We start from the raw sequence: 26,512 nt of genomic DNA, 5'->3' as shown, positions 1-26,512 counted from the left end.
GGTACCCGTATTGCCGGCAGACCCCGCCCTGGCCCCGCCTATGCCCCCGGGCGCAGGTAGTCGCGCAGCCAGGCCGCGCATTGCTCGCCCTGGGCGGCGGGCCACCGCACCACGATGGTCTCGTCGCGGCGGCGCAGCTCGACGCAGATATCCGACAGCGGCCCGCGCGCGGCCTCGCCGCGCCCGAACAGCCGCGAGAACAGCCCGCCGGCGGCGGGTGCGGGCGGCGCGGACCGCGTCGGCAGCACCGCATGGCCGTTGACCGCGGCAGCCGATGCAACCGCTGCCGCAGGTGCGGACTTCGCCGCCGGCTCGGGCACTGCCTGCGCCCCCTGCGGCGACAGCCGCGCCAGCAGGTTGGCGCCGAACTCGTCCCACATGCGGTCGGCCTTGGTCTTCATCACGCTCAGGCCGAAAGTGCCCAGCCGGCCCAGCACGTCCACCTGCACCCTGATGCGCAGTTGCGTGCCGCCATCGTCCAGCGCGGTCAGGAAGAGTTCGCTCGACTGGCGCAGCGAGCTGGCCACCGAGGCGTCCTCGCCAGTGCCCTCGGTGCGCAGGTAATGCGGCGCGCGCGTCTCGACGATCTTCGTATGCAGCCGGAAGCGCGCGTTGATGAAGGCGATCTTGACCGCCATATGGGCGATGTACTCGACATCGCTCAGCACTTCGATCGATTCCATGCCGGGCACGCACGCGCCCATCACGTTGGGGTCGAGCAGCAGCTCCCACACGCGCGCCGGCGGCGCCGCGGTGACCAGGGTCTTTTCAATTTCCACGCATTTTCTCCGCGGCGGACAGGACCGATTCAACGATGCCGACATAGCCGGTGCAGCGGCACAGGTTGCCGTTCAGGCCGTGGCGGACCTCGTCTTCGGTCGGGTTGGGGTTGTTGGCAAGCAGTGCGCACGAGGCCATCAGGAAGCCCGGCGTGCAATAGCCGCACTGCAGCCCGCCGTTGTCCATGAAGCACTGCTGCAGCGGATGCAGCTGGCCATCAGCGGCCAGCCCCTCCACGGTCATCACATGGCGCCCGCGCGCCTGCACGGCGAGCATCAGGCAGGACTTGACCACCTCGCCGTCGACCAGCACCGAGCAGGCGCCACAGATGCCGGTCTCGCAGCCGCGCTTGGTGCCGGTCAGGTTCAGGTCGTCGCGCAGCAGGTCGGACAGCAGGCGCCGCGCCGGCACCTCCACCTGCTGTTCTTCGCCGTTGACGGTGAGTTCGATGCTGACTTGGTTCATGAAGACTCCTTATTCCGATGCCACGCTGAACAGCTCGGCAATGGTGCGGCGCGCGACTACCCGCACCATCTCGCGCCGGTAGCTTTCGGACCCGCGCATGTCCGAGACCGCGTTGATGTCCGCGGCGACAATGGCGGCCGTTTCCTCGGCCAGTTCCGCGGTGACGGCCTTGCCGGCCAGCAGCGCTTCGGCGCGGCGCAGCCGGGCCGGGATCGGCGTGGACGCGCCCACGGCCAGCCGTGCCTCGACGCAGAACGCGCCCTCGCGCCGCACCGCCAGTGCCACGCTGGCGAGCGGCCGGTGCTCGGCGGCGGTGCGCAGGAAACGCGCATAGCGGCCATCGGCGCCGGCACCCGGCGCCGGCACGCGGATCTGCGTGACGATCTCGTCCGGCGCCAGTGCCGTAACGTAGTAGTCGACCAGGAAGTCCTCGATATCGATCTCGCGCTCGCCGCCTCGGCCGCTGACCACGATCCGCGCGCCCAGCGCCATCAGGCAGCCCGGCGGATCGGTGGCGGGGTCGGCATAGCAGAGGTTGCCGCCGATGGTGCCCTGGTTGCGCACCTGCGGATTGGCCACGCGCGAGGCCATGCTGGCCAGCATCGGGTAGTGCGCCTGCACCAGCGGCGAGCGCGCCACCTCGGCATGCAGCGTCAGCGCGCCGATGCGCAGGCCCTCGCGCGCATCGAAGGTGATGCCGCGCAGCGCCTCGAGCCGGCCCAGCGAGACCAGGTGGCCAGGCGTCAGCATGCGCTGGCGCATGCCGAGCATCAGCGCGGTGCCGCCGGCAAGGATGCGGCAACTGTCGCCCAGCTCGGCCAGCATCTGGCTGGCCTCGGCCACGGTGGCCGGCTCAAGGAAGGCAAAGTCACGCATGGGCGGCCTCCTTCTGCTTCAGTTCGCGCAGGCCCGCCAGCACCTTCTCAGGCGTGATCGGCAGCGACTGGATGCGCACGCCCACGGCGTCGAAGACGGCATTGGCGATCGCCGCCGCGCCCGGCAGGATCGCGGTTTCGCTGGCACCCTTGGCGCCATAGGGGCCGTTGGGGTCGTTCGATTCCACCACGTCGGTGCGCAGCATCGGCACCGCGTCGGCGGTCGGCATGGTGTAGTCGGCAAAGTTGCCGTTCATCAGGCGGCCATCCTCGTATTGCAGGTTCTCGTACAGGGTCCAGCCGATCGCCTGCACGGTCGCGCCGTGGGTCTGGCCGTGCACGGCGAGCGGGTTGATGGCCTTGCCGCAGTCGTCGGCGACAAAGCTGTCGGTCACGGTGACCTGGCCGGTGCCGGTGTCGACTTCCACTTCCACCGCCTGTGCCGCGAAGGAGTGCGCGGGCGCGACGTTGCCGTAGTAGTCGGCGTCGTGCATCACCGTGGGCGCGTCATAGGTGGCGCGCACGTGGATGCCCTCGCCGCCGTGGCGGAAGATATGCAGCCGCGCGATCTCCGCCAGCGTGGCGGACTTGTCGGGCTGGCCCGGCGCGGCGATGCGGCCATCGGCAATCTCCAGTTGTTCCGCGTCCACGCCAAGCTTCTCCGCCGCGAGGGCCAGCAGCTTCTGGCGCGCCTCGCGCGCGGCACGCAGCACCGCGTTGCCGGCAATGATGGTCACGCGCGACGCCAGCGAGCCCAGGCAGAACGGCGCGGTATCGGTATCCGGCGCCATCACGGTGACGTGCGACAGCGGGATGCCCAACTCCTGCGCGCAGATCTGGCTGAGCATGGTGTTGGCGCCCTGCCCCATGTCGCACTCGCTGGTCTGCAGCATCGCGCGCCCGTCCTCGTTGACCTTGAGCAGGATGGTCGAGCCGTCCCAGTTGCCCAGCGTGCGGTTGCCGCTGACGTGCATGGCCGCGGCAATGCCCACGCCGCGCCGGCGCGTGCCGGTGCCGCGCGGGGCGGCACGCTTCTCGTCCCAGCCGATGGCGTTGCGGGTCATGTCCAGGCACTCGGCCATGCCGGTGCTGCTGATCTTCCAGCCATGCACGCTGGTCTCGCCGGCGCCGATCGCATTGCGCTTGTGCACCTCCACCGGGTCCATGCCGAGCATGCCGGCCAGCACGGTCAGGTGGCAGTTCAGCGGAAACTGCATCTGCTGCCCGCCAAAGCCGCGGAAGGCGCCGCGCGGCGGGTTGTTGGTATAGGCCATGACCGCATGCGAGCGCACGTTCTGCACGCGGTGCATGTTGTCGCTGCGCATGGCGGTGACGTGCATCACATCACCGGCAAGCCCGGAGTAGGCGCCGCATTCGGCCGTGATGCGCACATCCTTGGCCAGGATCACGCCGTCTGCGGAAAGCCCCATGCGCAGCCACACTTTCATCGGCACGCTGGCGCGCGCGCCCTGGAAGTCTTCCAGCCGGTTGTTGACCAGCCGCACCGGGCGCTCCAGCCGGCTGGCCAGGAAGGCGCAGATCAGGCTGTTGTTCTCCTCGACGATCTTGGCGCCGAAGCCGCCGCCGGTGGTGGCCTGCACCACGCGGATGGTCGAGACCGGCCGGTCCAGCGCCTCGGCCAGCCGCGCGCGCGCCAGGAACACCGACTGGGTCGAGGCCCACAGCGTGAGCCGCCCGTTGCCGTCCTGCGCCGCCACCGAGGCCATCGGCTCAAGGTAGCCCGGGTACTGCGAGTGCATGTCGTAGGTGGCCTCATACACCGCCGCGCAGGCTTCGAACGCGGCATCCACGTCGCCCCGCACGATGTGCATCTCATGGCCGATATTGCGCGTGCCGGCATGGATCTCGGGCGCGCCATCGGCCAGCGCCGCTTCCGGCGTCAGCAGCGCGGGCAGCGCCTCGTACTCGATGCGGACTAGGTCCAGCGCATCGCGCGCGATCTCCTCGCTGACCGCCACCACCGCGGCCACTTCCTCGCCGACGTGGCGCACCACGCCGCAGGCCAGGATGCGCTGCTCCTTGCGGTGCGGGCCCCAGTTGCGGCTGGGCACATCGTGCCCGGTCACCACCAGCTTGACGCCGGGCAGCGCCTTCGCCGCGGCGGTGTCGATGCGCACGATGCGCGCATGCGGGTGCGGGCTGCGCAGCACCTTGGCGTGCAGCATGCCGGGCAACTTGATGTCGCCGGCATACTGCGCGCGCCCCATGACCTTTTCCCGCGCGGTCACCTGTGGCGTGGAGCTTCCCACGATGGCCTTGCTCATGCCAGCCTCCTGCTTGTCTGGTTGCATGAATGCGATGCGGTGCCCTGCGTCATTCCGCCGTGATCGCGAGGTCGCGGATCACCTTGCCCAGCCGCTCGTAATCGGCCGCGTTGACCTTTTCCAGCGCGGCCGGGGCGCCGCCCACCGGGCTGGCGCCGAAGGTGGCCATCTTCTCGGTCACGTCGGGCAGGCGCAGCACGTCGTTGAGCTGCTGGTTCAGCACCTTGACCACCTCGGGCGGCGTGCCCCTGGGCGCCATCACGCCATGCCAGGCGCCGACCACCACGTCCTTGTAGCCAAGCTCGGCCAGCGTCGGCACGTTGGGCAGCAGCGGCGAGCGCTTTGCGTCCGTGATCGCCAGCGGGATCAGCCGGCCGGTGTTGATGTACTGCGCCACCGGGCCCAGCGTGACGTAGGCAAAGTTCACGTGCCCCGCCACCACGTCGTTGACTGCCGGCGCCACGCCCTTGTACGGCACGTGCTGGATCTTCACGCCCGCGGCGCGGTTCAGCATCTCGCCGGCGATATGCATTGGCGAACCCGCGCCCGGGCTGCCATAGGTCAGCGTCTTGCCGCCCCTGGCCGCGGCAATCATCTCGCCGACGGTCTTGATGCCGGCCTGCGGGTTGGCCACCAGCAGGACCGCCTGCACCGCGGTCTGGATCACGGGGGTGAAGCCGTGCAGCGGGTCATAGCTGGCCGACGGCGCCAGCTTGAGCACCATCGGCGCCAGCGTGAAAGGGTTGGGCGTGTACAGCAGCGTGTAGCCGTCCGCCGGCGCGCGGCTGACGAAGCTGGCGCCGACCACGCCGCCGGCACCGGGGCGGTTCTCGACGATGACCGGCTGCTTCAGGCGCGCCGACAGCTTGTCGGCATAGAGCCGGGCCATGGCGTCGGTGTCGCCGCCGGGCGGATAGGCCACGACCATGGTCACGGTCTTGGCCGGATACGCGGCGGTGGCCAGCGCGCTGCTCGCGGCAAGCGCGAGCGCGGCCATGGCAGTGGCGGCAAGGAAAAGGCGGCGGGGGCGTTCGTGTCTCATCAACAGCTCCTGTGGGGGCGCATTCGCGGTTGGAGTGGGCTGTTGTGCGCACCGCGAAAACAGGGTTGGCTCGGGTTACAACACTTTCGGTTGTTTTATTAGTAAAACTCGTGTTCACATCCGGAACATTTACTATCCTATGTCGCCAATATTGACAACTCAACTTACGTTAAACCCCAATTGACTTGACTGACTTTTCTGAATTCTTTCGCATGGCGCGAAAGCGACCCCCGGTGGCGGAATTGGCGAGCGCCTGTGAGACAATCGGGCCCGCCAACCGGCCCGAACTCCGCGGCCGGCAGACCCTGACCAAGAGGAACGCATGCCCCGTGACGCCGCGCCCGCCAACGGCCAGCCCGCGCCAGACACCGACAACACCAGCCCGTGGACCGACCTCGACGAGGCCGGCAGCGGCCTGACCGTCGACAATTTCCTGACCACGATGCTGAGCCAGCTGGTCACCGCGCTGCGCAGCACGGTGACCAAGCCCTATGCGGAACAGTTCGGCCTGACCGTGCCGGAGTGGCGCATCCTGGCGCTGCTGGCGCACGCGCGCGAACTGCCGTTTGCCGAGCTGGTGACCCAGTCGACCTCGGACAAGGCGCTGGTGAGCCGCACGCTGCGGCTGCTGGAGGATCGGGGATTGGTGCGGCTGACCTCAGCCGGCAACACGCCGCGCAAGAAGCTGATCTGCGCGATCAGTGAAGCCGGTGCCGCGCTGCACGACCAAGTGATGCCGCTGGCGCGGCGGGGGCAGGCGCAGGTGATCCGGCAGTTGTCGCCGGAGGAGCGGGAAGCGGTTTACCAGGGGCTGCGCAAGCTGTTGCGCACGCAGGAATAAAGAAAAAGGCCGCACCCGGATTGCGGGGCGGCCCGAAGGGAACGGGACGAGCACGCCCGTTCAGACCTCCAGTTCTTCCAGCACCCGCCCCTTGGTCTCGATGCCAAGGAAATGCACGGTGACAGCCGCCAGCGCCGGCACCACGGCCAGCGCGAAGAAGGCGACGCTGAGGTTGCCGCTGCCAATGGTGCTGGCGATCAGGCCCGGCGCGAAGATCGCCGCCAGCTTCAGCCACGCCCCACCCAGCCCGCACCCCATCGCCCGCACGCTGGTCGGATACAGCTCCGGCGTATAGACATAGGCGGTGATAAAGCCGCTGGCCAGGAACCCCATCGCCAGCGCGCAGAAAGTAGCGACCACGTACACGTCCGAAGCGTGGAACACCCCCGCCAGCACCAGCGACAGCGCGCACAGCAGGAACGACACATTGATCACCGGCTTGCGGCCCACCTTGTCGACGATCATCGCGCACACCAGCGAACCGACCACGCCCAGCACCGAGGCACCGGCGGCAAGGTTCAGCGCCAGCTGCAGCGGCGCGTGGTAGACGGTCTTGTAGACCGTGGGCAGCCACGTCGACAGCCCGTACTGAATAAAGCCGCAGGTCGCCCACAACATCCATACCGCCAGCGTGCGGCCGAGGTAGGCCTTGCTGACCAGGTCACGCACGCGCCGGCGCGGGTGCTGGGTCATGCGGTCGTAGCTGCCGGCATTGACCGGCGGAGGCAGCGGACCCTTGGCGCGCGCCTCGAACGCACGCAGTGCGGCATCGGCGTCTTCAAGACGGCCTTTCTCCGCCAGCCAGCGCGGCGATTCCGGGATCACGCGGCGCAGGATGAAGAACAGCACCAGCGGCACGCCGCCGATGAAGTACATCACCTCCCAGCCGTAGTGCGGCACCAGCCAGGCGCCAACGCCGTTGGACACCATCAGGCCGATCGGGAACACCACCTCGTACAGCAGCACGAAGCGCCCACGGCCATGCGCGCGCGTGACTTCGTTGATATAGGTGGCGGCCACCGGCAGCTCACCGCCAAGGCCGAGGCCCTGCACGATGCGAAGCAGCAAGAATATCTCGAACGACGGCGCAAAGCCGCAGGCAATACTCATCAGGCCGATGATGCCCGCGCTCCAGCCGATCGAGCGCAGCCGGCCGAAACGCTCGGCCAGGCCCGGGAACAACAGCGCCCCGACCAGTTGGCCGACTGACGGCGCCGCGATCAGGAAGCCGATCTGGCCCGGCGTCAGCGACCACTGCGCGATCAGCAGCGGCAGCGTTGCGGCAATGGCGATGACGTCGAAGCCATCGAAGAAGGTGGCCAGGCCGATCAGCAGCCGGGCGCGGATATGCATGGCGTTGCCCGGCATGCGCTCGATGCGGGCAACGATATTGCCGCGCGTGAGCGGGCCGCTGCGGGCCGCCGCCGCGCTCTGGCCGGCGCTGTCGGCCGTGGTCACGATACCTGCGGTGGCGGCCACCGGTGCGCCGGGGGACGCTGCGTCTTGTCTCTGGGTCAGCACGGGATTTCTCGGTTTGATTCTGGGGCGGCCCGGCATGCGGGAAGATTGCTCCTCTCTCCGGCTTGCGGGAGAGGGGCCGGGGGTGAGGGGCGGCGGTTCTGGTAGCGTGGTGCCTTGCCAAACCACCCCTCACCCTGCCCTCTCCCCATGAGGGGAGAGGGGAACACCATCGGTGTCCAAAGGCTGTGCGGCAGGATTACAGGTCGAGCACCAGCTTGCTGCCCTTGCACCCCGACACGCACACCATCATGGTCTTGTTGCTGGCGCGCTCGCTGTTGCTGAGCACGCTGTCGCGATGGTCGGGGCAGCCTTCCAGCACCGCGGTCTCGCACGAGCCGCACACGCCTTCGCGGCAGCTGTAGTCCATCTGCACGCCGGCATCGAGCAGCGCGTCCAGCAGCGACTTGCCGGACGGCACCTTGACGGTGGTGCCGGTGCGCGACAGCGACACGGTGTACTCGCCCTCCTGCACCGCCTCGGTCGAGGGGTCGGCGGCAAAGCGCTCGATATGCACGTTCGGGTAGCCATGCGCTTCGCAGGCAGCCTCGAACGCCTTCAGCATCGGACCGGGGCCGCAGCAGTAGAAGTGCGTCTGCACCTCCTGGCCGGCCAGCATCGCGTTCAGGTCCGGCGGCACGCCGGCCTCGTCGTCGAAGTGAAAGCGCACGGCATCGCCATGGGCCGACAGCTGTTCGACGAATGCGGCCTCGGCACGCGAACGGGCGCAGTAGATCAGCGTGAACGACCTGCCCAGCTCGGCCAGGCGGCGCGCCATGCAGACGATCGGCGTGACGCCGATGCCGCCGGCGACCAGCACGGTGTGCGCGGCGCTTTCGTCCAGCTCGAAGTTGTTGCGCGGCGCCCCCACGGTCAGCGTGGCGCCCACGCGCAGCTGCTCATGCACGTAGCGCGAACCGCCGCGGCTGCCGCGGTCCAGCAGCACGCCGACGGTGTAGCGCTGGCGCGCTTCGGGCGCGCCGCACAGCGAGTAGCTGCGCACCAGGCCGTTGCCCAGGTGCAGGTCGATATGGGCGCCCGGGCTGTACTCGGGCAGGGTCTTCCCTTCGGGATCTTGCAGTTCGATGCTGACCACGCCGCGCGCTTCATAGCGCATGGCGTGGACGCGCAGGGTCAGGGACTGGTGGGCACTCATTGCTGCTTCCTTCGATTGCTGCTGACTTACCGCTTCTCGGTCAGGAACTTGCCTGCCGGTCCGCCCGCGTTCTTCTGGCGGCGGGTGTTGCCGTCGATGCCGCCTTCGATCGCCCATTCGGCGAACATGGTCGGACCCGGCTCGAAAGCGCGCGGCTCCCAGTGTTCGTCCAGCTGGTCTTCGTCGGCGTAGTACTCGATCAGGCCGCCGGCCGGGTTCTTGAAGTACCAGAAGTAGGCCGACGAGATCGGGTGCCGGCCCGGGCCGAGCTGCGTATCCCAGCCCTTGCGCGAGACATGCATGCCGCCACCGAAGACTTCGTGGATGTCGCGCACGGTGAAGGCAACGTGGTTCAGGCCGCTCTTGGGTTCCGGCAGCTGCAGCAGGAACAGGTCGTGGTGGCCGCCTTCGGGCGTGCAGCGCAGGAAGGCGCCGCGGTCCGGGTAGCGGTCCGACGGCACGAAGCCGAACTTCTCGACATAGAAGCGCTCCGTGGCCTTGACGTCCTTGACGAAGAACACCACGTGGCCCACTTCGATCGGGGTGGCATGGTCGTAGATCGGGCTGCGCTGGTTCAGGCGCGGCTTGTCGTTCCACGTGTTCATCAGCGCGCATTCGACCTGCACGTCATGCTTGCGGGTGACCTGGAAACGCACGGCCAGGCCGTTCGGGTCGGTGCAGCCCACGCGCAGTGTATCGCCCTCGCCTTGCTTCACGAAGCCCGGTGCATCAGCGATTGCCTTGGCGAGCTGGTCCAGCGACGCTTGCGACTCCACGCCCCACACCACTTCGCGCAGCGTCGGACCGGCCTCGATCGCGGGCGGCAGCGTGGCATCGTCGATGCGGCGCACCAGCACGCGGCAGCCGTTCAGCGTTTCAAAATCCAGGCCCTGCGCATCGTCGCGCTTGATGGCCAGGCCCCAGTCGGTGAAAAAGCCACGGCAGGCGTCAAAGTCATCCGCGCCGTAGACGATCTCGTCGATCCCCAATACCTTGATCATTGCTTCTCTCCAGCCTGCCGGGTTCAGTGGTTGGCCCACGGCAGCGGTTGTTCGTTCAGGCCCCAGTACACGCTCTTCTGCTCCATGTACTGCAGGATGCCAAGCCGTCCCTTCTCGCGGCCCAGGCCGCTGTCGCGCCAGCCGCCGAACGGCGTCGCGATCGAGAACTGCTTGTAGGTGTTGATCCACACATTGCCCGCCTGCACGGCGCGTGCCACGCGCCAGGCGCGCTTGTAGTCGCGTGTCCAGATGCCGGCGGCCAGCGCATAGACGCTGTCGTTGGCCTGCGCGATCAGGTCATCCTCGTCGTCGAACGGGATCGCCACCAGCACCGGCCCGAAGATCTCTTCCTGGCAGATGCGGGCGTTGTTATCCAGCCCCTCGATGATGGTCGGCGTGTAGAAGTAGCCGTTGGGCAGGCCTGCAACATCGGGACGCAACCCGCCAGTGCGCAGCTGCCCGCCTTCGTCCACGCCCGCGGCGACGTATGACTCGATCGAATCGCGATGGCGGTCAGTGATGAGCGGCCCCATCTGGGTGTGCTCGTCGGCCGGATCGCCCACGCGCAGCTGCGCGGCGCCATGCGCCAGACGGTCCATGAAGGCCTCGTACTGCGAACGCGCCACGAACAGGCGCGAGCCGGCGATGCATGACTCGCCCGACGAGCTGAAGATGCCGTACAGCACGCCGTTGACCGCGTGGTCCAGGTCGGCATCATCGAACACCATGGTCGGCGACTTGCCGCCCAGTTCCAGCGACACCGGCATCATCTTGTCGGCGGCGATATGGGCGATATGCTTGCCGGTGGTGGTGCCGCCGGTGAACGACACGCGGCGCACCAGCGGATGCTTGGTGATGGCGTCGCCGATGACCGAACCCTTGCCCGGCAGCACGCTGACCAGGCCCTTGGGCACGCCGGCCTCTTCGCAGATGCGCGCCAGTTCCAGCGCCATCAGCGGCGTGACTTCGGCAGGCTTGACCACCACGGCGTTGCCGGCGGCAAGCGCCGGCGCCATCTTCTGCGCCTCGCTGGCGATCGGCGAGTTCCACGGCGTGATCGCCGCGACCACGCCCATCGGCTCGTACACGCTCATGGTCAGGCAGTCGCCGCGCTGCGGCGTGATGGTTTCTTCCAGCGTCTCGCAGGCGGCGGCAAAGAACTGGAAGGTGCCGGCGGCGCTGGCCACCAGGGCGCGCGTCTCGCTGATCGGCTTGCCGTTGTCCAGGCGCTGGCGCTGGGCCAGCTGCTCGCCCTGGGCGCGGATCAGCTCGGCCACGCGGTACAGCACGGCGGCGCGCTCATGCGGCTTGCGCTGGGCCCAGCCGCTGGTAAGGAAGGCCTGATGGGCGCCCTGCACCGCTTCTTCCACATCCGCCAGGCTGGCGGCGTTCAGTTCAGCCACCACCTCGCCGGTAGCCGGATAGCGCGTGCCGTAGCGGTCGCCGGTCCCCAGGCGCCATTCGCCCGCGATGCAGATGGGAAGTACTTCTTGCGTCTTCATTGTCGTTGCCTGCTAAGTCTGTGGGGCGTGGCTGCCGGGGCTAGATCGATACCGCGTGCGCGCGGTTGCCCAGTGCGCGCACCACGCTGAACACTGTCAGCGCGGAAGTCTTGGGATTGGCCGCGAGCGGCTTGCCGCGCATGGTCAGCTCGAAGCCGCCGAAGGCGCCGCGCGCTTCCACGTGGTGCACGTTCTCCACCGCATGCGGGTCGGCCAGCAGCTTGACCGAGGTGCGGTCCAGGCCGAGCCCTGCCAGCGACACCGTCGCGGCCACGTTGGCGTTCTTGGGATACAGGCGCGCCGCGTCGCGGGCCGTGCCCTCGAAGATCACGGTCGCCTCGGTCAGCGCATCCAGGTCGAAGAGCTGCTCGGCCGGCGTGCCGGCCCAGGCGCGAGCCGGCTTGCGGCCGGTGTAGATGACTTCGTCCAGCCCGCCGACACGCGCCGCGGCCAGCGCATCGATCGCGCCGATCGCACCCGACAACAGCTGCACCTGGGTGCCGCCGCGGCGCGCGGCCGCTTCCAGCCGCTCGGCCATGCCGGGCTCGGACAGCGCGCCCACCGACACCACCATGCACGGGATACCGCGTTCCAGCGCCGGCACGATGTGCTCTTCCAGCGCATGGTGGCCGGCGCACTCGACCAGCAGGTCGGGACGCTGGTCGTCCAGGTGCGTCGCCACGCGGGCCCCCGGCGCCAGCGCGGTGACCGCGTCGCGGGCCTCGTCCATCGTGTGCTCCGGCACGATCACCACGTCGAACACCACGTCGGGATCGCTCTTGAGCAATTCCATCACGCCGCGGCCGATCGCGCCGCAGCCAACCATGGACACATGCAGCATCTCCGGTCTCCCTCAGGCGGTGACAGTGGTTTGTTCGCGCGCCGGCTCTTCGTTGTCCTTGTTCACCGGGGGGCCGGCAAAGATGGTCTTGAAGGAACCGATCGACAGCATGTCGATCTCCAGCAGGAACGGGCCCGACTCGGCCGTGGCCGCTTCCAGCGCGGCGCCGACCTCGGCCAGGTTGCTCACGCGGGCATGGCGCAGCGACAGCGACTTGGCCAGCGTGGCGTAGTCCGGGGTATGCAGGTCCACGTAGTGGCGGCGGCCGCCGTACTGGGCGTCCTGGATGTTCTTGATCACGCCGTAGCCCTTGTCGTTCATCAGCACGATCACCATGTCGGCGCGTTCCTGCACCGCGGTGGCCAGTTCGCCCAGGTTCAGGATAAAGCCGCCGTCGCCGGCCAGCGTGAAGGTCTTCTTGCCCGAAGCGGTCGCCGCAGCACCGATCGCGGCGCCGATGCCCATCGCGAGGCCCTGGCCGATGCCGCCGCCCAGCGCATGCACGCCGGCACGCGAATCGAAGATGCGCAGATGGCGGTTGCCCCAGGTGCTGTTCGACACGGTCACGTCGCGCACCCAGTTGAAGCTGCGGCCGACCGCGCCCTGCAGCGCCTGCACCAGCGCCGAGTACGGGCCCAGGCCGTCGACCAGGCTGTTGACGGCGGTGTCGTGGGCGCGGCGCAGGTCGGCGGCGAAGGCCGGGTCGATCTGCATGCGCTTTTCAAGCCGATCCGCCAGGGCGTCCAGCGCCAGCGCGGCGTCGCCGCTGACGAAGTAGTCGCTCAGGTAGCAGCGGCCTTCGGCGGCGGGGTCGGCGTCGATGCGCAGCAGCGGGCGCGGCAGCTTCAGTTCGTACTTCAGGGTTTCATTGCCGCGCAGGCGCGAGCCCACCACCAGCATCGCGTCGCAGGTCTGGTAGAAGGCCTCGACCGGCTTATGCAGGTTGTAGGCGCCCAGCGAACGGGGATCGTCTTCCGGCACGATGCCGCGGCCTTGCGTGCTGGTGACCACGCCGAAGCCCAGGTCCAGCAGGCGCTGCACCTGCTTGCTGGCGTGGCGCGCACCGCCGCCCAGCCACAGCAGCGGGCGCTTGGCCTTGGCCAGGCGCTCGGCCAGCGCGTCCAGCGCATGCGCCGACGGCACGTGCTGCGGCACCGGCAGCGGCTGCAGGTCGGCCGGCATCTCGATCAGCGCGCCCTGGATGTCGATGGGGATCTCCACGCTGACCGGGCCGGTCGGCGCCGTCAGCGCGGTCTGCACCGCCAGCTTGATGGTGCTGATGGCGGTGTCGGCGCTGCGGATGCGGAAGGCGGCCTTGGACACGGCCTTGAGCATGGTGAGCTGGTCCGGGGCTTCGTGGATGTAGGCGAGGCTCTGGTCCAGGTAAGGCGTTTCGATCTGGCCGGTGATATGCAGCATCGGCGTACCGGCGGTCAGCGCTTCCACCATGGCGCCGGCGGCGTTGCCCGCGGCGGTGCCGGTGCTGGTCAGGCACACGCCCAGGCCGCCCGTGGTGCGGGCATAGGCATCGGCCATATTGGTGCCGCCCGCTTCGCCGCGCGCCGGCACGAAGCGGATCTTGCCGCGCTCGCCCATGGCGTCGAGGATCGGCATATTGTGGATCGAGATCACGCCGAAGGCGGCCTTGACGCCGCACTGCTCGAGAAACGCCGTGATGGCGCAGCCGACGGTGACCTGCTGTTGCTCGTACTGTGGTTGATTAGGCATGACGGGAGTGTCCTCCGGAGATATCGATATGGCTGCCCGTGGTGTACGAAGACAACGGCGAGGCAAGGAACAGGATGGCGCGGGCTGCCTCGACCGGCAGGCCCAGGCGGCCAAGGGGAATATGTTTCTGCTGGGCCAGGCGCGCGGTCCATGCGGCCCAGTCCAGGTGGCGGTCTGCTTCGGGGCGCGCCTCGAAGCGGCGGCGCCACTGGCCCGATTCGACCAGGCCGATCAGGATGCCGTTGACGCGGACGCCCTTGGGCGCAAACTCGGTGGCCATCGAGCGCACCAGGTTGAGCACGCCGGCACGCGCGGCGGAGGTCGCCACCATATGCGGCTCCGGCTGCTGCGCCAGCAGCGAGTTGACGCAGACAATGGCGCCCTGGCCCGACTTCTCGAGCTGCGGCAGGAACGCGCGCGTCGGGTGGATCACGGAGAAGAACTTGAGCTGCAGTTCCTCCATCCAGGCCGCGTCTTCGGTGTTGGCGAAGGTGGAGACACGGCCCTGGCCGGCGTTGTTGACCAGCATGTCGACGTTGCCCAGCGTGGCCTGCACGGCAGCGGCGAAGGCGGCGACCTGTTCAGGCTTGAGCACGTCGCAGGTGGCGGCATAGAGCCGGCACCCGGGGAATTTCTCGCGCAGCTGCGCTTCGGCGCTGCGCAGGCGGTTCTCGTCGCGGCCGCACATGGCCACGGCGGCACCCGCTTCGAGCAGCAGCTCGGCGGTCGCCAGCCCGATGCCGGAGGACCCGCCGGTGACGACGGCAACCTTGCCGCCGAGTTCAATCATGGACATTGTCCTCACTCCCGATACAGATTCACCACCTTGGCGCCGCTGCTGTGCAGCGACGGGCGGTAGTCGAGCAGGCGCGACAGCTCGCCCGCGGTATCCCTGACCATCTCCACCATCGCATCCAGTTGCGCCGGATCGATATGCGCGGCGGGGATGGTGGCGCCCAGCGCCGCCACTACCTTGCCGGTGCGGTCGCGCACGGGCGCGGCGATGGTGGAAATGCTGGCTTCGAAGAAGCCTTCCTGCAGCACGTAGCCGCGCTCGCGGTCGCGCTGGACGATCTCGTGCAGCTCGTCGACGGTGCGCGGCGTGCTCTCGGAGAACACCGCAAGCTGCGTTTCCGGGTACAGCGCGCGCAACTCCGCCAGCGACAGGTCTTCCAGCAGCACGCGCCCCAGCACCGTGGCATGCGCGGGCAGGCGCGTGCCGACGTTGACCGAGCTGGCAAACGGCCGCGGCGACACCGCCTTGGCCACGTAGACGATCGAACGCCCGTCGCGCACCACCAGGTTGCTGGGGTAGCCGATCTCGTCGCGCAGCCGCTCCAGCAGCGGGCGGCCCAGCTCGGTCAGCTCCAGCGACGCCAGGTATTCAAACCCCAGGCGCAGCACGGCCATGCCCAGCCGGAAATCCCGGCCGCCATCGGCGCGCTCGACAAAGCCCAGCATTTCCAGCGTGGCCAGCAGGCGGAACACGGTCGAGCGCGGCACCTTCAGGCGGCGCGCCAGTTCCGCTGCCGACATGGTGCGGTCCTTGCTGCTGAACTCGCTCAGCAGGCGCAGGCCGCGCTCCAGGCCCGGGACGATGTACTTGTCCGGGGTTTCGTTGGCGGCGGGCGTGGCCGGGATGGGGTTGCTGCTCATGGTTTCGGTGGATGCGTGCTGACGGGCGTTCGCCGGCATCAGCGCTTGATCTTCGTCAGCGGATGCTCGGGCGGGTAGGTCGGCGTGATCGGCTTCTTCGCGCCCAGCATCACGCACATCAGCGCGTCTTCCTCGCCGATGTTGATTTCCTCGCGGTAGACGCCCGGCGGCACCGAGACCAGGTCGCGGTCGGTCAGGATGGTCTCGTAGCGCTCGCCGTCCTTTTCCAGGATCAGCTTGACCTTGCCGCGCAGGATGAAGAACACCTCTTCCACGTCGGTGTGGATATGCGACGGGCCTTCATGGCCGGCCGGGATGATCATGGTGGAGAAGGTGAAATGCTCGCTCGGCACGGTGTTGGTGTCGGCGGCCACGCCGGTGCCGCCGGTGCCCAGGTAGCGCATCTGCGCGCGGCGGTACTTGGGGTCGTAGTCGGCCTGGAACTTCAGCGCGTCCCAGTCGTACTTGCGCGTGGAGAAGCGCGCCACGCGGCTTTCCATCCACTGGTCGAACGAGGCGTCCTCCGGCTGGTCCCAGGAACGCTTGAGGTTTTGTGGTTGAGAAAGATCGCTCATTTGGATTCCTTCTGTTTTCAGTGGATCGGTTGGTTCAGTGCATGACAAAGCCGCCGTTGACCGCCAGCGTCTGGCCGGTCACGAAACGGGCGAGGTCGGACAGTGCAAACAGCACCGCGCCGCAAACATCGTCGGGCAGCTGCTCGCGCGTGATCGCGCGCTGCTCGCGGTACAGGTCGTGCCGGTGCTGCGGCACGTATTCGGTGGCTTCCACCAGCGTCAGGCCCGGGGCCACGGCGTTCACCGTGATCTGGTCCTTGCCCAGTTCACGCGCCAGCGACCGGGTCATGCCGATGATGGCGCTCTTGCTCGCCACATAGGCCAGCAGGTTGGGCGCGCCCCACAGCGGCGTGTCCGACGCCAGGTTGACGACGGCGCCGCGGCCGCTGGCGCGCAGCGCCGGCAGGCAGGCGGTGGTCATCAGCCAGGTGCCGCGCACGTTGACGTTCATCACGCGGTCCCAGGTGGCAATGTCGATGGCGGCGGCGTCACGGCCGCCGGAATCCGTCACGGCGGCGTTGTTGACCAGGCCGTCGAGCCCGCCCAGCGCCTTGACCGCGGCCTCGGCGCAAGCCTGCACCGAGGCCGGATCGGACAGGTCCAGCGTGACCGGCACCACCTTCAGGCCGCGGGCGCGCAGGGCGTCGGCTTCCTGCTGCAGGCGCTCGGCCAGGATGTCGGCCATGGCCACGGTGGCGCCGGCTTCGGCCAGCGCCTTGACGAAGGCCAGGCCCAGTCCGCGCGCGGCGCCGGTGACCAGCACCTTGCGCCCGGCCAGCAGCGTGTTGTTGGTGTTTGCCTCAGGCATGGCTGGCGGCTCCGGCGGGTTGCAGCATGGCGACGGGCTCGTCGGCCACTTCCTGCTCGGCGCGGCGCTTGAGCAGGCGGCGCACGCGGGTGATGCCGGCGTCGTGCTGGTACAGCATCTCGTGGTCGCGTGCGTTCGGGGCCATCATTTCCAGCACCACGCGGTCCTGCTCCAGCACGTCCCAGTGCAGCTGCTCCAGGCGGTTGCGGTACAGGAAGCGCCACACGTCGCGCTCCCAGCCCTGCACATGGCGGGTACGCCAGAAGAACACCATGCAGTGGTCTTCATCCACCGGCGTGGCCATGCCGACGATGCCGAACGGGCCGCCGGGGCCGACACTGGCGCGGTACGGGATCGCCAGGCGCAGCCACAGCGTGCCGGTTTCGCCAAATTCGACCCAGTCGAAATTGACGCCGCGCTGGCCGGTCTTCTCGAACACCAGGCCGTGCTCGGTCTCGCGCACCTGCATCACGGCGGACTTCTCGCCGCTGGCCATCGAGTGCGACACCGCATGCAGGTAGGCGCCGTGCATCGGGTCCATCACGTTGTCGATGGCGTAGCGGTAGTTGCAGTCCCAGTGCGCCACGCACAGGAAGTTGCTGTGTTCTTCGCTGACCAGGTCTTCCGGCAGGCGCAGTTCGTCGGGGCTGCCCTCGCCTTGCGGGGCCTGGTCGCCGAACCACAGGAAGATGGCGCCGGCCTTCTCCTGCACCGGGTAGCTGCGCACGCAGGTGCGGCCTTCCAGCGGGCAGCTTTCCACCGCCGGCACGCTCTTGACCTGGCCGTCGCCGCCGACCTCGACGCCGTGGTACCAGCAGGCAACGCGGTCGCCCAGGTTCCAGCCCATCGACAGGCGCGCGCCGCGGTGCGGGCAGCGGTCTTCCAGGGCGTGGACCTGGCCTTCGCCATCGCGCCACAGCACGATGTTCTGGCTCAGGCGGGTGATGCCGATCGGGGCATGGGACACCGCCCACGAGGCGGCGACCGGGTACCAGTAGTTGCGCAGGCCGGTGTTCAGGCGGGCTTCGGTGCGGGCTTGCTTGTTCGATTCCATGGTTTTCTCGCTTCGAGGCTGGACTTGGACTGGGGCGGGCTCAGGCACCCAGCCGGCGCATTTCGGACAGGAAGCGCTCTTCGGTCCAGGGCTGGCCGTCCACGCCCAGGAAACCGGCGTCATTGAAGGCGCGCACGATGTCCTGCGGGTTCTGCGCGCCGCCTTCGAACGCGGCTTCGAGGGCATCGCCCAGCGCGTTCTCATAGGCGCTCGGCGCGGCGGCGCGGGTCTGCCAGACGATGTTGGCGACCTTGCCGGGTTGCTCGATATGGCCCTTGCCTGCCACGTTGTTCGGCGCCGGACGCTCCCAGGGCACCAGGTTCGGGTTGTACGAGAGGCTTTCCATTGCGCTTTGCTCCATGTCTTGCAGCGGGGGACCGTGTTCCGCGTGCCTCGCCGACCGGTCTTGCGATCGCCTGGCTACGTTTTACTAATGAAACACTGGTTTAGATATTGAACACAGGTACGACTATAGACAACGCGGCCGCAAAAATTGACTGGGGTTAACCCGCGATCGGCACTACGAAATCTGGAACGGGTGGCGCAAGCTGCGCGCCACCGCTCGGGATGCGGCGGCAGGCGCCGCCGCGGTGGCTTCAGGTGGCGTCGTCCAGCACCGAGCGGATCAGCCGCGCGGTGGCGGCGGCCTGGTCGATATAGCAGGCGTGGCCGGCATCGGGGATCAGCGAGAACAGCAGGCCGAAGCGTTCGGCCAGCGTGCCGCAGGCTGGCGGCGTGGTGACGACATCGCGGCTGCCGCAGGCGATCCGCGTGGGCAAGGCAGTGGGGCGCCGCGCCAGGTAGGCGTGGATGTCGTCGCCGCACAGCATCGCCACCGCCTGGCGGTAGCCGTCCGGGTTCAGCCGCTGCATGTTCCAGCGCACCCATGCCTGGGCGCCGGGGTCGGCTTCCTCGCTCAGCAGCCGGGCCGGGCCGCGTTGCGCCAGGCCATCGACGCCCAGGGATTCCAGCGCCTCCAGCCGCTGCCGCGCCACCTCCCTTGCCTGCGCTTCCCTGCCCGCGCCGCCGTAGCCTTGCGCCACGCTGAGCAACAGCAGGCGCGCGGGCAGCTGGCGCGCGTTGGCGACATAGGCTGCCGCCATCAGCGCGCCCAGCGAATGCCCGACGATCAGCGCCGGCTGCACGCCCAGTGCCTGCAGCAGCCCGTCCAGCCGCTGCGCGTAGTCCGACGCCAGCGGCCGCGCCTGCGGCAGCGGCGACGAATCGCCATAGCCCGGCGCATCCCAGGCGATCACCCGCGCGTGAGCGGCCAGCAGGCTCGCGCACGGCAGCCACGACGCCGCCCCGGAACTGATGCCGTGCAGCAGCACGACCGCCGGGCCCGTGCTCCCGCCGCCGCGGTAGGCCACGCGCTCGCCGTCCGCGCCCACCTGCACCACGCGCTGGGCAAACCCGCTGTCGAGGGCTTCCAGCAACTGCCGGTCTGGCTCGGCTGGAATGTGGGGCTGATTTTGTTCCATATATAAAACTTAGGTTTGAGAATAAAACTTTTAAAGCATAGGCGTGTCGGGGTCCAGCCGGGATGAGGGTTAACGATAGAAAGATCGGAAACCTCCGCGCAGAGCCGGCGTTAGCCCTCGCGGCGTCGCCTCACTAGGGATAACCCTCCTCACATCTTGTGGAAACTCGCAGCTATATTTTGCTTGACGTTTCTTATGTTGTTTGATGTTTCATATATAAAACACAAAAGAGACCGAAACAGCATCCGCCGCCGCCATCCGCAGTGGCAGCGGACTACAAGACGACAAAACGGAAAACGGAAGGAAACTGGTAGATGAAACTTGCACGAATCGCCGCAGGCCTGGCCGCGGCTTTCCCCCTGCTGGCCTCGGCACAATCCTCGGTCACCCTGTACGGGGTCATCGACACGGGCGTCGAGTATGTGAGCAATGTCGGCGCCAACGGCGACGGCCTGGTGCGCATGCCCAACCTGACCGCGACCGTGCCCTCGCGCTGGGGCATCCGCGGCACCGAAGACCTTGGCGGCGGCCTGAAGAGCATCTTCGTGCTGGAGTCGGGCTTCTCGCCGGATTCGGGCACCTCCAACCAGGGCGGCCGCCTGTTCGGGCGCCAGGCGCTGGTCGGGCTGAGCAACCAGTACGGGCAGCTGTCGTTCGGCCGCCAGTACACCATGCTGTTCTGGGCCACGCTCGACAGCGATGTCCTGGGGCCCAACGTGTACGGCTCGGGCTCGCTCGACAGCTACCTGCCCAATACGCGCGCCGACAACGCGGTGTCGTACAAGGCCAACTTCAGCGGTTTCGTGGTGGGCGCCACCTACAGCTTCGGGCGCGATGCGGTCAACGCCGGCCCCAGCCCCTCGGGCACCAACTGCGCCGGCGAGAACGCCACCGACAAGAAGGCGTGCCGCCAGTGGTCGGCCATGCTCGGCTACGACAACAAGACCTGGGGCGTCACCGCCGCGTATGACTCGCAGCGCGGCGGCCCGGGCGCCTTCGGCGGCCTGACCAACAGCAACCTGACCGACGACCGCCTGTCGCTGGGCGGCTACATGCTGTTCCAGCGCACCAAGATCGGCGCCGGCTGGATCCGCCGCGACAACGAGGGCAGCCCCACGCCGATCAGCGACCTGTACTACGCCGGCGCGTCCTACGACATCACCCCCGCGGTCAACCTGGCCGGCCAGGTCTACTTCCTGAACTACCACGGCAGCGACAACCAGGCCATGCTGTATACGCTGCGCGCGATGTACAGCTTCAGCAAGCGCACCTCGGTGTACGCCACCGCCGGCTTCATCAACAACGGCGGCCAGCTGGCCATGTCGGTCAGCGGCGGCTCGCCTGGCTCGAACCCGCGCCCGGGCGAGAACCAGTGGGGCTCGATGATCGGCATCAAGCACGTTTTCTGATTTCCTCCGCGCCCCCCGGCGGTACCGTCCGGCGCAGGCAAGGCGCCGGACGCCAACACAGCCATTGGCCCCGGCCCGTCCGGGCGCCACGTCTTACAGAGGTCTGAACATCATGAAGTCCGTACGCCGCAAAGTACTCGCCACGCTGGCCGCCGCGACCGCCCTGGTCGCTGCCACCGGCGGCACCGCCCTGGCCCAGGGTGCGTACCCGAACAAGCCCATCACCATCGTTGTCGCCTACCCGGCCGGCGGCGACGTCGACGTGCTGGCGCGCCTGTTCGCGGAAAAGCTCGCCCCGCGCCTGAAGCAGTCGGTGGTGGTGGAAAACCGCACCGGCGCCGCCGGCACCATCGGCAGCGCCTACGTGGCGCGCGCCAACCCGGACGGCTACACCCTGCTGCTGGCCCCCAACACCGTCGCCCTCGCGCCGCTGGTGCTCAAGGCCGGCACCGGCGCCAGCTATGACGTGCAGCACGACCTCACTCCCATCAGCCAGATCGGCACGCAGTCGCTGTTCGTGGTCGTCAACAAGGGCAGCGGCATCACCAAGGTCAGCGAGCTGGTGGCGCGCGCCAAGGCCGGCAAGGTGGAAACCTATGCCACGCCCGGCAATGGCTCGCCGATGCACATCATGGGTGAGCTGTTCAACAAGTCCGCCGGCATCAAGATCAGCCAGGTGCCCTACCGCGGCCTGGCGCCCGCCATCGTCGACGTGATCGGCGGGCAGGTGCCGGTGACCTACATCACCTACGGCGCGATCTCGCAGTACGTCGGCAACGGCAGCCTGGTGCCGCTGGCGGTTGCGGACCAGAAGCGCTCGCCGTTCGCGCCCAACGTGCCGACGCTGGCCGAGCTGGGCTACAAGGATGTGGAGATCGGCGCCTGGCAGGCCCTGCTCGGGCCCAAGGGCATGCCGGCCGACCTGGTGCGCACGCTCAACACGCACGTCAACGAGATCCTGAAGATGCCCGACGTGGTGGCGCGCATGGCCACCATCGCGGTCACGCCGGCGGGCGGCGAGCCGGCGGTGCTGTCGAAGCTGATCGCCGCCGACACCGCCCGCTACACCAAGGTGGTCAAGGAGTTCGGCATCCAGGCGGACTAGCCTGAGACCGGACCGCCAGGCGTCCCCGCCGCATGCGGGACGCCTGGCTTTCAGCGCAGCAAACCGTACGCGCCAGGTGTAAGAATTACCCGCGGCGCGGCGACGCCCGTGCCACCGCCGCCATCGTTGCAAAGTGGCCCGGAAGTTGCTGGGTAGCGCGCATGGACCTGTCATTCGACTGGCGCGAAGCCCTCCTCCTGACCCTGTCCCCGCTCGAGATCGTCGCGCGCGGCACGTTGATGTACTGGGTGCTGTTCCTGCTGTTCCGCTTCGTGGTCCGGCGCGACATCGGCTCGCTGGGCATCGCCGACCTGCTGCTGGTGGTGATCGTCGCCGACGCCGCGCAGAACGGCATGGCAGGCAACGGCGAGAGCGTCGCCGATGCCGTGCTGCTGGTGGTCACGCTGATCGCCTGGAACCGGCTGATCGACCTGCTGGCCTACCACTCCCCCGCTTTCCAGCGCTTTGCCGAACCCAGGAAGGTGCTGCTGGTGCGCAACGGCACCAAGCTGCGCGAGAACATGCGGCGCGAATCCATCACCGACGAAGAGCTCGAAGCCAAGTACCGGCAGGAGGGCCTGGAATCGATCGACGAGGTCAAGGCGCTGTACCTGGAGTCTGACGGCAAGGTCAGCGTGGTCAAGAAGAAGTAGGCGCCTGGCCGGCGCATGGCACCGGCCGGCCGAGGCAGCCCTTGCTGCCTTACCTGAGGTCGGCGAACCTGCGCCCTTGCGCCGCCAGCTCCTCCAGCAGTGGCGCCGGCGTGAAGTCCGCGCCATACAGCGCCTCATAGCGCCGCATCGCCGCCAGCACCTTGTCCAGCCCGATGGTGTCGGCATGGAACATCGGGCCGCCGCGATACACCGGCCAGCCGTAGCCGTTCACCCAGATCACGTCGATGTCCGAGGCGCGGATCGCCTTGCCTTCCTGCAGGATCTTCGCGCCTTCGTTGATCATCGGATAGATGCAGCGCTCCAGGATCTCCCGCTCCGACACCACGCGGCTGTTCCTGCCCTGTTTCGCGGCGAAGTCGCGAATGACCTGCTCGACCACCGGCGACGGCTTCGCGTTGCGCTGTTCGTCGTAGTCGTAGTAGCCGGCGCCGGCCTTCTGTCCGCGGCGGTCCATCTCGCACAGCACCTCGCGCAGCGTCGAGCCGCTGGACTTCTCGCGCACCCAGCCAAGGTCAAGCCCGGCGAGATCGCTCATGGCGAAGGGCCCCATCGGAAAGCCGAAGTCGTACAGCACGCGGTCCACGTCCCACGGCAGCGCCCCGTCCAGCACCAGCTTCTGGGCCTCGCGCTGGCGCTGGGCCAGCATGCGGTTGCCGACAAAACCCGGGCACACCCCGACCAGCGCCGCGACCTTGCCGATCTTGCGCGCGAGTTCCATCGCGGTGCGGATCACCGGCTTTGCGGTCTTGTCGCCGCGCACCACTTCCAGCAGCTTCATCACGTTGGCGGGCGAGAAGAAATGCAGGCCGATGACCGCCTCCGGGCGCGAGGTCGCGGCCGCGATCACGTTCACGTCCAGCGCCGAGGTATTGGTGGCAAGGATGGCGCCCGGTTTGGCGATCCGGTCCAGCTTGCCGAACAGGTCCTGCTTGACCTCCATGTTCTCGAACACCGCTTCGATGATCAGGTCGGCATCGGCCAGCTGCTGCAGGTCCAGCGTGGGAGTCAGCAGCGCCATGCGCGCCTCGACATCGGCCGCGCTGAGCCGGCCCTTGCGCGCGGTGTTGTCGTAGTTGGCCCGGATCGTCTTCAGGCCGCGGTCGAGCGCCTGCTGCGAAGTCTCGACGATGGTCACCGGGTAGCCGGCGTTGAGGAAATTCATGGCGATGCCGCCGCCCATGGTGCCCGCGCCGACGATGCCGATGCGCCTGACCGCAAGCGCGGGCGTGTCGGCTCCCACATCGGGCACGTTCCATACCTGGCGCGAGGCAAAGAAGTAGTAGCGCTGTGCCGCCGACTGCGTGCCGTTGAGCAGTTCGGTGAACAGCTCGCGCTCGCGCTTCAGGCCGGCTTCGAACGGCAGCTCCACCGCCGCCTCGATGCAGCGGATATTGAACTCGGGCGCATCGAAGCCGCGAAAGCGCCGCGCATTGGCCTTGCGGAAGGCAGCGAACAGCTCCGGCTTGCCGCGCGCGGCCGCCACCTTGTCATCGGATTCGCGCACCTTGCGCAGGGGCCGCTGCTCGGCCACCACCTTGCGCGCGAACGCCACCGCGTCGGCGCGCAACGAGGCGTCGTCGGTCAGCAGGTCGACCAGGCCCATCTCCGCCGCGGCGCTGGCCGCCACGTGCGTGCCCGAGGTGACCATCTCCAGCGCCTGTTCCGGGCCCACGATACGCGGCAGCCGCTGGGTGCCGCCCGCCCCCGGCAGCAGGCCAAGATTGACTTCCGGCAGCCCGCACTTTGCCGAGCGCGTGGCAATGCGGTAATGGCACACCAGCGCCAGCTCCAGCCCGCCGCCGAGCGCGGTGCCGTGGATGGCGGCCACCACCGGCTTGGGTGCGTCCTCGATCATGGCCTGCACCTGCGCCAGCGGCGGGCCCGCCGGCGGCTTGCCAAACTCGGTGATGTCCGCGCCCGCGACAAAGGTCTTGCCGGCGCAGATCAGCACCACGGCCTTGACGGCATCGTCGGCGAGCGCGCGCGCCATGCCGTCGCGGATGCCACTGCGCACGGCCGCGGACAGTGCATTGACAGGGGGCGAGTCGAGGGTCAGGACGGCGATGTCGGCGTCCACCGCGAGGTCGGTCACGGCGTTGATGGCGGTCATGGATCGGTTCTCCTGGATTGAATCGGTGTGGGGTGCCGGTGCAGGCCCGGCGGAGGCTCAAGCGCCGCCCTGCGCCGGCGCGGGTCGACAATGCGCAGGGCCAGCACGAAGGCGGCGCACTTGACCAGGATGGCGAGCGCGAACACCACCCAGAAGCGCACGCCCTGGGCCAGCAGGCCGCCGCAGACCGGGCCGATGGCCATCATCGCGAAAGTGGCGGTATCGGACACCGCCAGCAGCATGGGCCGGTCCTTGCGGCTGCCGAACTCCATCACCAGGTTGTCCGCGGAGATGAAGAAGCCGCCGAAGGCGGCGCCCAGCCCGCAGAAGGCAAGCAGGAAGCCGGGCAGCGTGGTGCCGCACAGCAGCAGCAGCGTTGCCGCCACCCACAGCGCGATGCTGGCCAGGAACACCAGCCGGTAGCCGTGGCGGTCGGCGATGCGGCCCCAGGCCAGGCTGCTGGTGGTCTGCGCCAGCAGGTAGGCCAGGCTCATGTAGCCCAGCACCGCGCCGGACAGGTCGATATGGGTGCCGGCATAGATCGCATAGAACGGCATCGCCATCATGCCGAACGCCACCAGCGCGCGCGCCACGAAGAAACGCACGAAATCGCGGTCCGCGCGCAGCAGCGCCGGCACCTCGGCCAGGCGGCGCAGGAAGCCCGCCGGCAGGCGCACGTCGTGCAGGGTCGGCTCGCGCATCTGCGTGAGCGCCGAAATGCCGATGCTGGTCAGCACGAAGGCCGCCAGGAAAGTGGCGGCATAGCCGTTGCCCAGCACCTGGTTGCCCACCAGGTAGCGCCCGCCCAGCCACGCCACCGCGGCCGCGGTGAGCCCGCCGCAGAAATTGCGCAGCGCGGTCAGCCGGCCGCGGCGCGCCAGCGGGATGATCTTGGAGGTCAGGTAGTTGAAGCTGACGTTCTGCACCCCGTTGAGCAGCCCGAACAGCAGCAGGAAGATGCCCGCCGCGACCAGCGCCGCCTCGCCCGACAGCCACAGCGCCGACAGCGCCAGCCCCAGGATCTGCGCACGCACCAGCCAGCCCACCAGGTAGATCAGCGGCATTACGCGCGGGCGGTGCTCGATCAGCGTGGCGCCCCAGATCGACGACGCGGCCATGCCCGCATATTGCGCGGACAGCACGATGCCGACGGTCAGCTTGGAGCCGGACAGCAGGTACAGGTAGGCCGGCACGAAGGTGGGCGCGGTCACCAGCCTGAACCCGGTCATGCCCAGCATGCCGTGCGCCAGGTACGCGCGGGCGTTGCGCGGCAGGTGCTGGTCGACATGCTTGAGATAGCACCGCTCAGCCTGTTCATGCGCGCTCAGGTCAGGTCCCTCATCGGGGCCGGCTACCCGCTCGGGGGTCCGCGTGCATGTCATGCGCCGTGACCTATGCCGCCTGAATCCCCCTGGCGCACGCGGTCCGGCGCACCGGCACCGGGATACGAAACGGTTCGCTGGTCGAGCGAAGGCATGACGACGGGCACGGCTTGGTCTCCCTATGGCACCGGTCTGCGTTGGCAACTTGCCTGTCCGGCATCTCACGCAACCGGTGCATCCCCGCTTTTTCGTGATAGCGGTATGTTTTGAACGGATGCTACCAC

At 68.4% G+C, this 26,512-nt stretch carries 24 protein-coding genes; 4 read left to right on the top strand and 20 right to left on the bottom strand.

From position 1 onward, the window contains the following. Positions 1–38 precede the first annotated feature (38 nt). The 5 genes from AC3WLE_RS19675 to AC3WLE_RS19655 are packed head-to-tail and all read right to left on the bottom strand — an operon-like array spanning position 39 to position 5,447. The gene (locus AC3WLE_RS19675; protein ID WP_492356553.1) at positions 39–779 is read right to left on the bottom strand and encodes an SRPBCC family protein; all 741 of its coding nucleotides are present in this window, start codon (positions 777–779) and stop codon (positions 39–41) included. Beyond that, positions 769–1,245: a (2Fe-2S)-binding protein gene (locus tag AC3WLE_RS19670; RefSeq protein ID WP_492356554.1), complete on the bottom strand. Its 477-nt coding sequence runs from the start codon at positions 1,243–1,245 to the stop codon at positions 769–771. Before AC3WLE_RS19670 ends, AC3WLE_RS19675 begins: the two co-directional genes overlap by 11 nt. A 9-nt stretch (positions 1,246–1,254) precedes the next feature. Further along, positions 1,255–2,121, bottom strand: a complete 867-nt coding sequence (locus AC3WLE_RS19665; protein ID WP_492356555.1) for an FAD binding domain-containing protein — start codon at positions 2,119–2,121, stop codon at positions 1,255–1,257. Next, entirely contained in the window at positions 2,114–4,405 is a 2,292-nt protein-coding gene (locus AC3WLE_RS19660; RefSeq protein WP_492356556.1) for a xanthine dehydrogenase family protein molybdopterin-binding subunit, read from the bottom strand. Before AC3WLE_RS19660 ends, AC3WLE_RS19665 begins: the two co-directional genes overlap by 8 nt. Positions 4,406–4,454: 49 nt before the next feature. Further along, complete coding sequence (locus AC3WLE_RS19655) at positions 4,455–5,447, bottom strand: Bug family tripartite tricarboxylate transporter substrate binding protein (RefSeq protein ID WP_492351842.1); 993 nt, start codon at positions 5,445–5,447, stop codon at positions 4,455–4,457. Between the two features lie 322 nt (positions 5,448–5,769). Between AC3WLE_RS19655 and AC3WLE_RS19650 the strand changes: the two genes are divergently transcribed. Continuing rightward, positions 5,770–6,288, top strand: a complete 519-nt coding sequence (locus AC3WLE_RS19650; protein ID WP_010811677.1) for a MarR family winged helix-turn-helix transcriptional regulator — start codon at positions 5,770–5,772, stop codon at positions 6,286–6,288. Between the two features lie 60 nt (positions 6,289–6,348). Here AC3WLE_RS19650 and AC3WLE_RS19645 read toward each other — a convergent pair whose 3' ends face one another. The 13 genes from AC3WLE_RS19645 to AC3WLE_RS19585 form a co-directional block, all read right to left on the bottom strand. Continuing rightward, on the bottom strand, positions 6,349–7,656 hold the full coding sequence (locus tag AC3WLE_RS19645; protein WP_492321287.1) for an MFS transporter: 1,308 nt from the start codon (positions 7,654–7,656) through the stop codon (positions 6,349–6,351). A gap of 349 nt (positions 7,657–8,005) precedes the next feature. Further along, complete coding sequence (locus AC3WLE_RS19640) at positions 8,006–8,962, bottom strand: PDR/VanB family oxidoreductase (RefSeq protein ID WP_492321250.1); 957 nt, start codon at positions 8,960–8,962, stop codon at positions 8,006–8,008. A gap of 26 nt (positions 8,963–8,988) precedes the next feature. Next, the gene (locus AC3WLE_RS19635; protein WP_011616780.1) at positions 8,989–9,963 is read right to left on the bottom strand and encodes a VOC family protein; all 975 of its coding nucleotides are present in this window, start codon (positions 9,961–9,963) and stop codon (positions 8,989–8,991) included. Positions 9,964–9,986: 23 nt separating this feature from the next. Beyond that, a complete protein-coding gene (locus AC3WLE_RS19630) occupies positions 9,987–11,465 on the bottom strand; it encodes an aldehyde dehydrogenase (RefSeq protein ID WP_492321251.1) in 1,479 nt (492 codons plus the stop codon). Between the two features lie 40 nt (positions 11,466–11,505). Continuing rightward, positions 11,506–12,306 carry an aspartate dehydrogenase gene (locus AC3WLE_RS19625; RefSeq protein ID WP_035825062.1) on the bottom strand — a complete coding sequence of 267 codons (801 nt, stop codon included), beginning with the start codon at positions 12,304–12,306 and terminating at the stop codon, positions 11,506–11,508. A gap of 12 nt (positions 12,307–12,318) precedes the next feature. Next, positions 12,319–14,034, bottom strand: coding sequence for a thiamine pyrophosphate-binding protein (locus AC3WLE_RS19620; RefSeq protein ID WP_492356557.1), 1,716 nt, complete (start codon positions 14,032–14,034; stop codon positions 12,319–12,321). Continuing rightward, entirely contained in the window at positions 14,027–14,830 is an 804-nt protein-coding gene (locus AC3WLE_RS19615; protein ID WP_492356558.1) for an SDR family oxidoreductase, read from the bottom strand. Before AC3WLE_RS19615 ends, AC3WLE_RS19620 begins: the two co-directional genes overlap by 8 nt. A 5-nt stretch (positions 14,831–14,835) precedes the next feature. Then, on the bottom strand, positions 14,836–15,690 hold the full coding sequence (locus AC3WLE_RS19610; RefSeq protein ID WP_492351847.1) for an IclR family transcriptional regulator: 855 nt from the start codon (positions 15,688–15,690) through the stop codon (positions 14,836–14,838). 38 nt (positions 15,691–15,728) lie between these two features. Then, the gene (locus tag AC3WLE_RS19605; protein ID WP_492321255.1) at positions 15,729–16,265 is read right to left on the bottom strand and encodes a cupin domain-containing protein; all 537 of its coding nucleotides are present in this window, start codon (positions 16,263–16,265) and stop codon (positions 15,729–15,731) included. 34 nt (positions 16,266–16,299) lie between these two features. Beyond that, positions 16,300–17,073 (bottom strand): SDR family oxidoreductase, encoded by a 774-nt coding sequence (locus tag AC3WLE_RS19600; RefSeq protein WP_492321256.1) that lies wholly within the window; start codon positions 17,071–17,073, stop codon positions 16,300–16,302. Further along, the gene (locus AC3WLE_RS19595) at positions 17,066–18,127 is read right to left on the bottom strand and encodes an aromatic ring-hydroxylating dioxygenase subunit alpha (protein WP_492356559.1); all 1,062 of its coding nucleotides are present in this window, start codon (positions 18,125–18,127) and stop codon (positions 17,066–17,068) included. The genes AC3WLE_RS19600 and AC3WLE_RS19595 overlap by 8 nt, the downstream gene beginning before the upstream one ends. Positions 18,128–18,167: 40 nt before the next feature. Further along, positions 18,168–18,473 (bottom strand): recombinase-like helix-turn-helix domain-containing protein, encoded by a 306-nt coding sequence (locus AC3WLE_RS19590; RefSeq protein ID WP_492321257.1) that lies wholly within the window; start codon positions 18,471–18,473, stop codon positions 18,168–18,170. Between the two features lie 250 nt (positions 18,474–18,723). Further along, positions 18,724–19,608, bottom strand: coding sequence for an alpha/beta fold hydrolase (locus AC3WLE_RS19585; protein WP_492321258.1), 885 nt, complete (start codon positions 19,606–19,608; stop codon positions 18,724–18,726). Between the two features lie 314 nt (positions 19,609–19,922). Between AC3WLE_RS19585 and AC3WLE_RS19580 the strand changes: the two genes are divergently transcribed. The 3 genes from AC3WLE_RS19580 (at position 19,923) to AC3WLE_RS19570 (ending at position 22,775) form a co-directional block, all read left to right on the top strand. Beyond that, positions 19,923–21,017, top strand: coding sequence for a porin (locus AC3WLE_RS19580; RefSeq protein ID WP_010811691.1), 1,095 nt, complete (start codon positions 19,923–19,925; stop codon positions 21,015–21,017). A gap of 112 nt (positions 21,018–21,129) precedes the next feature. Next, complete coding sequence (locus AC3WLE_RS19575) at positions 21,130–22,122, top strand: Bug family tripartite tricarboxylate transporter substrate binding protein (protein WP_492321259.1); 993 nt, start codon at positions 21,130–21,132, stop codon at positions 22,120–22,122. A 161-nt stretch (positions 22,123–22,283) separates the two neighbouring features. Beyond that, positions 22,284–22,775, top strand: coding sequence for a DUF421 domain-containing protein (locus AC3WLE_RS19570; RefSeq protein WP_492321260.1), 492 nt, complete (start codon positions 22,284–22,286; stop codon positions 22,773–22,775). Between the two features lie 49 nt (positions 22,776–22,824). On the opposite strand, the gene AC3WLE_RS19565 is transcribed toward AC3WLE_RS19570, so the two are convergent. Together AC3WLE_RS19565 and AC3WLE_RS19560 are read right to left on the bottom strand one after the other, a co-directional pair. Continuing rightward, positions 22,825–24,906: a 3-hydroxyacyl-CoA dehydrogenase NAD-binding domain-containing protein gene (locus AC3WLE_RS19565; RefSeq protein WP_492356560.1), complete on the bottom strand. Its 2,082-nt coding sequence runs from the start codon at positions 24,904–24,906 to the stop codon at positions 22,825–22,827. Continuing rightward, positions 24,903–26,288 carry an MFS transporter gene (locus AC3WLE_RS19560; protein ID WP_492351852.1) on the bottom strand — a complete coding sequence of 462 codons (1,386 nt, stop codon included), beginning with the start codon at positions 26,286–26,288 and terminating at the stop codon, positions 24,903–24,905. Before AC3WLE_RS19560 ends, AC3WLE_RS19565 begins: the two co-directional genes overlap by 4 nt. Positions 26,289–26,512 lie beyond the last annotated feature (224 nt).

It is taken from the genome of Cupriavidus sp. FW306-1B-F12B, from assembly GCF_058781795.1.
This window is presented reverse-complemented; position numbering and strand designations above follow the sequence as displayed.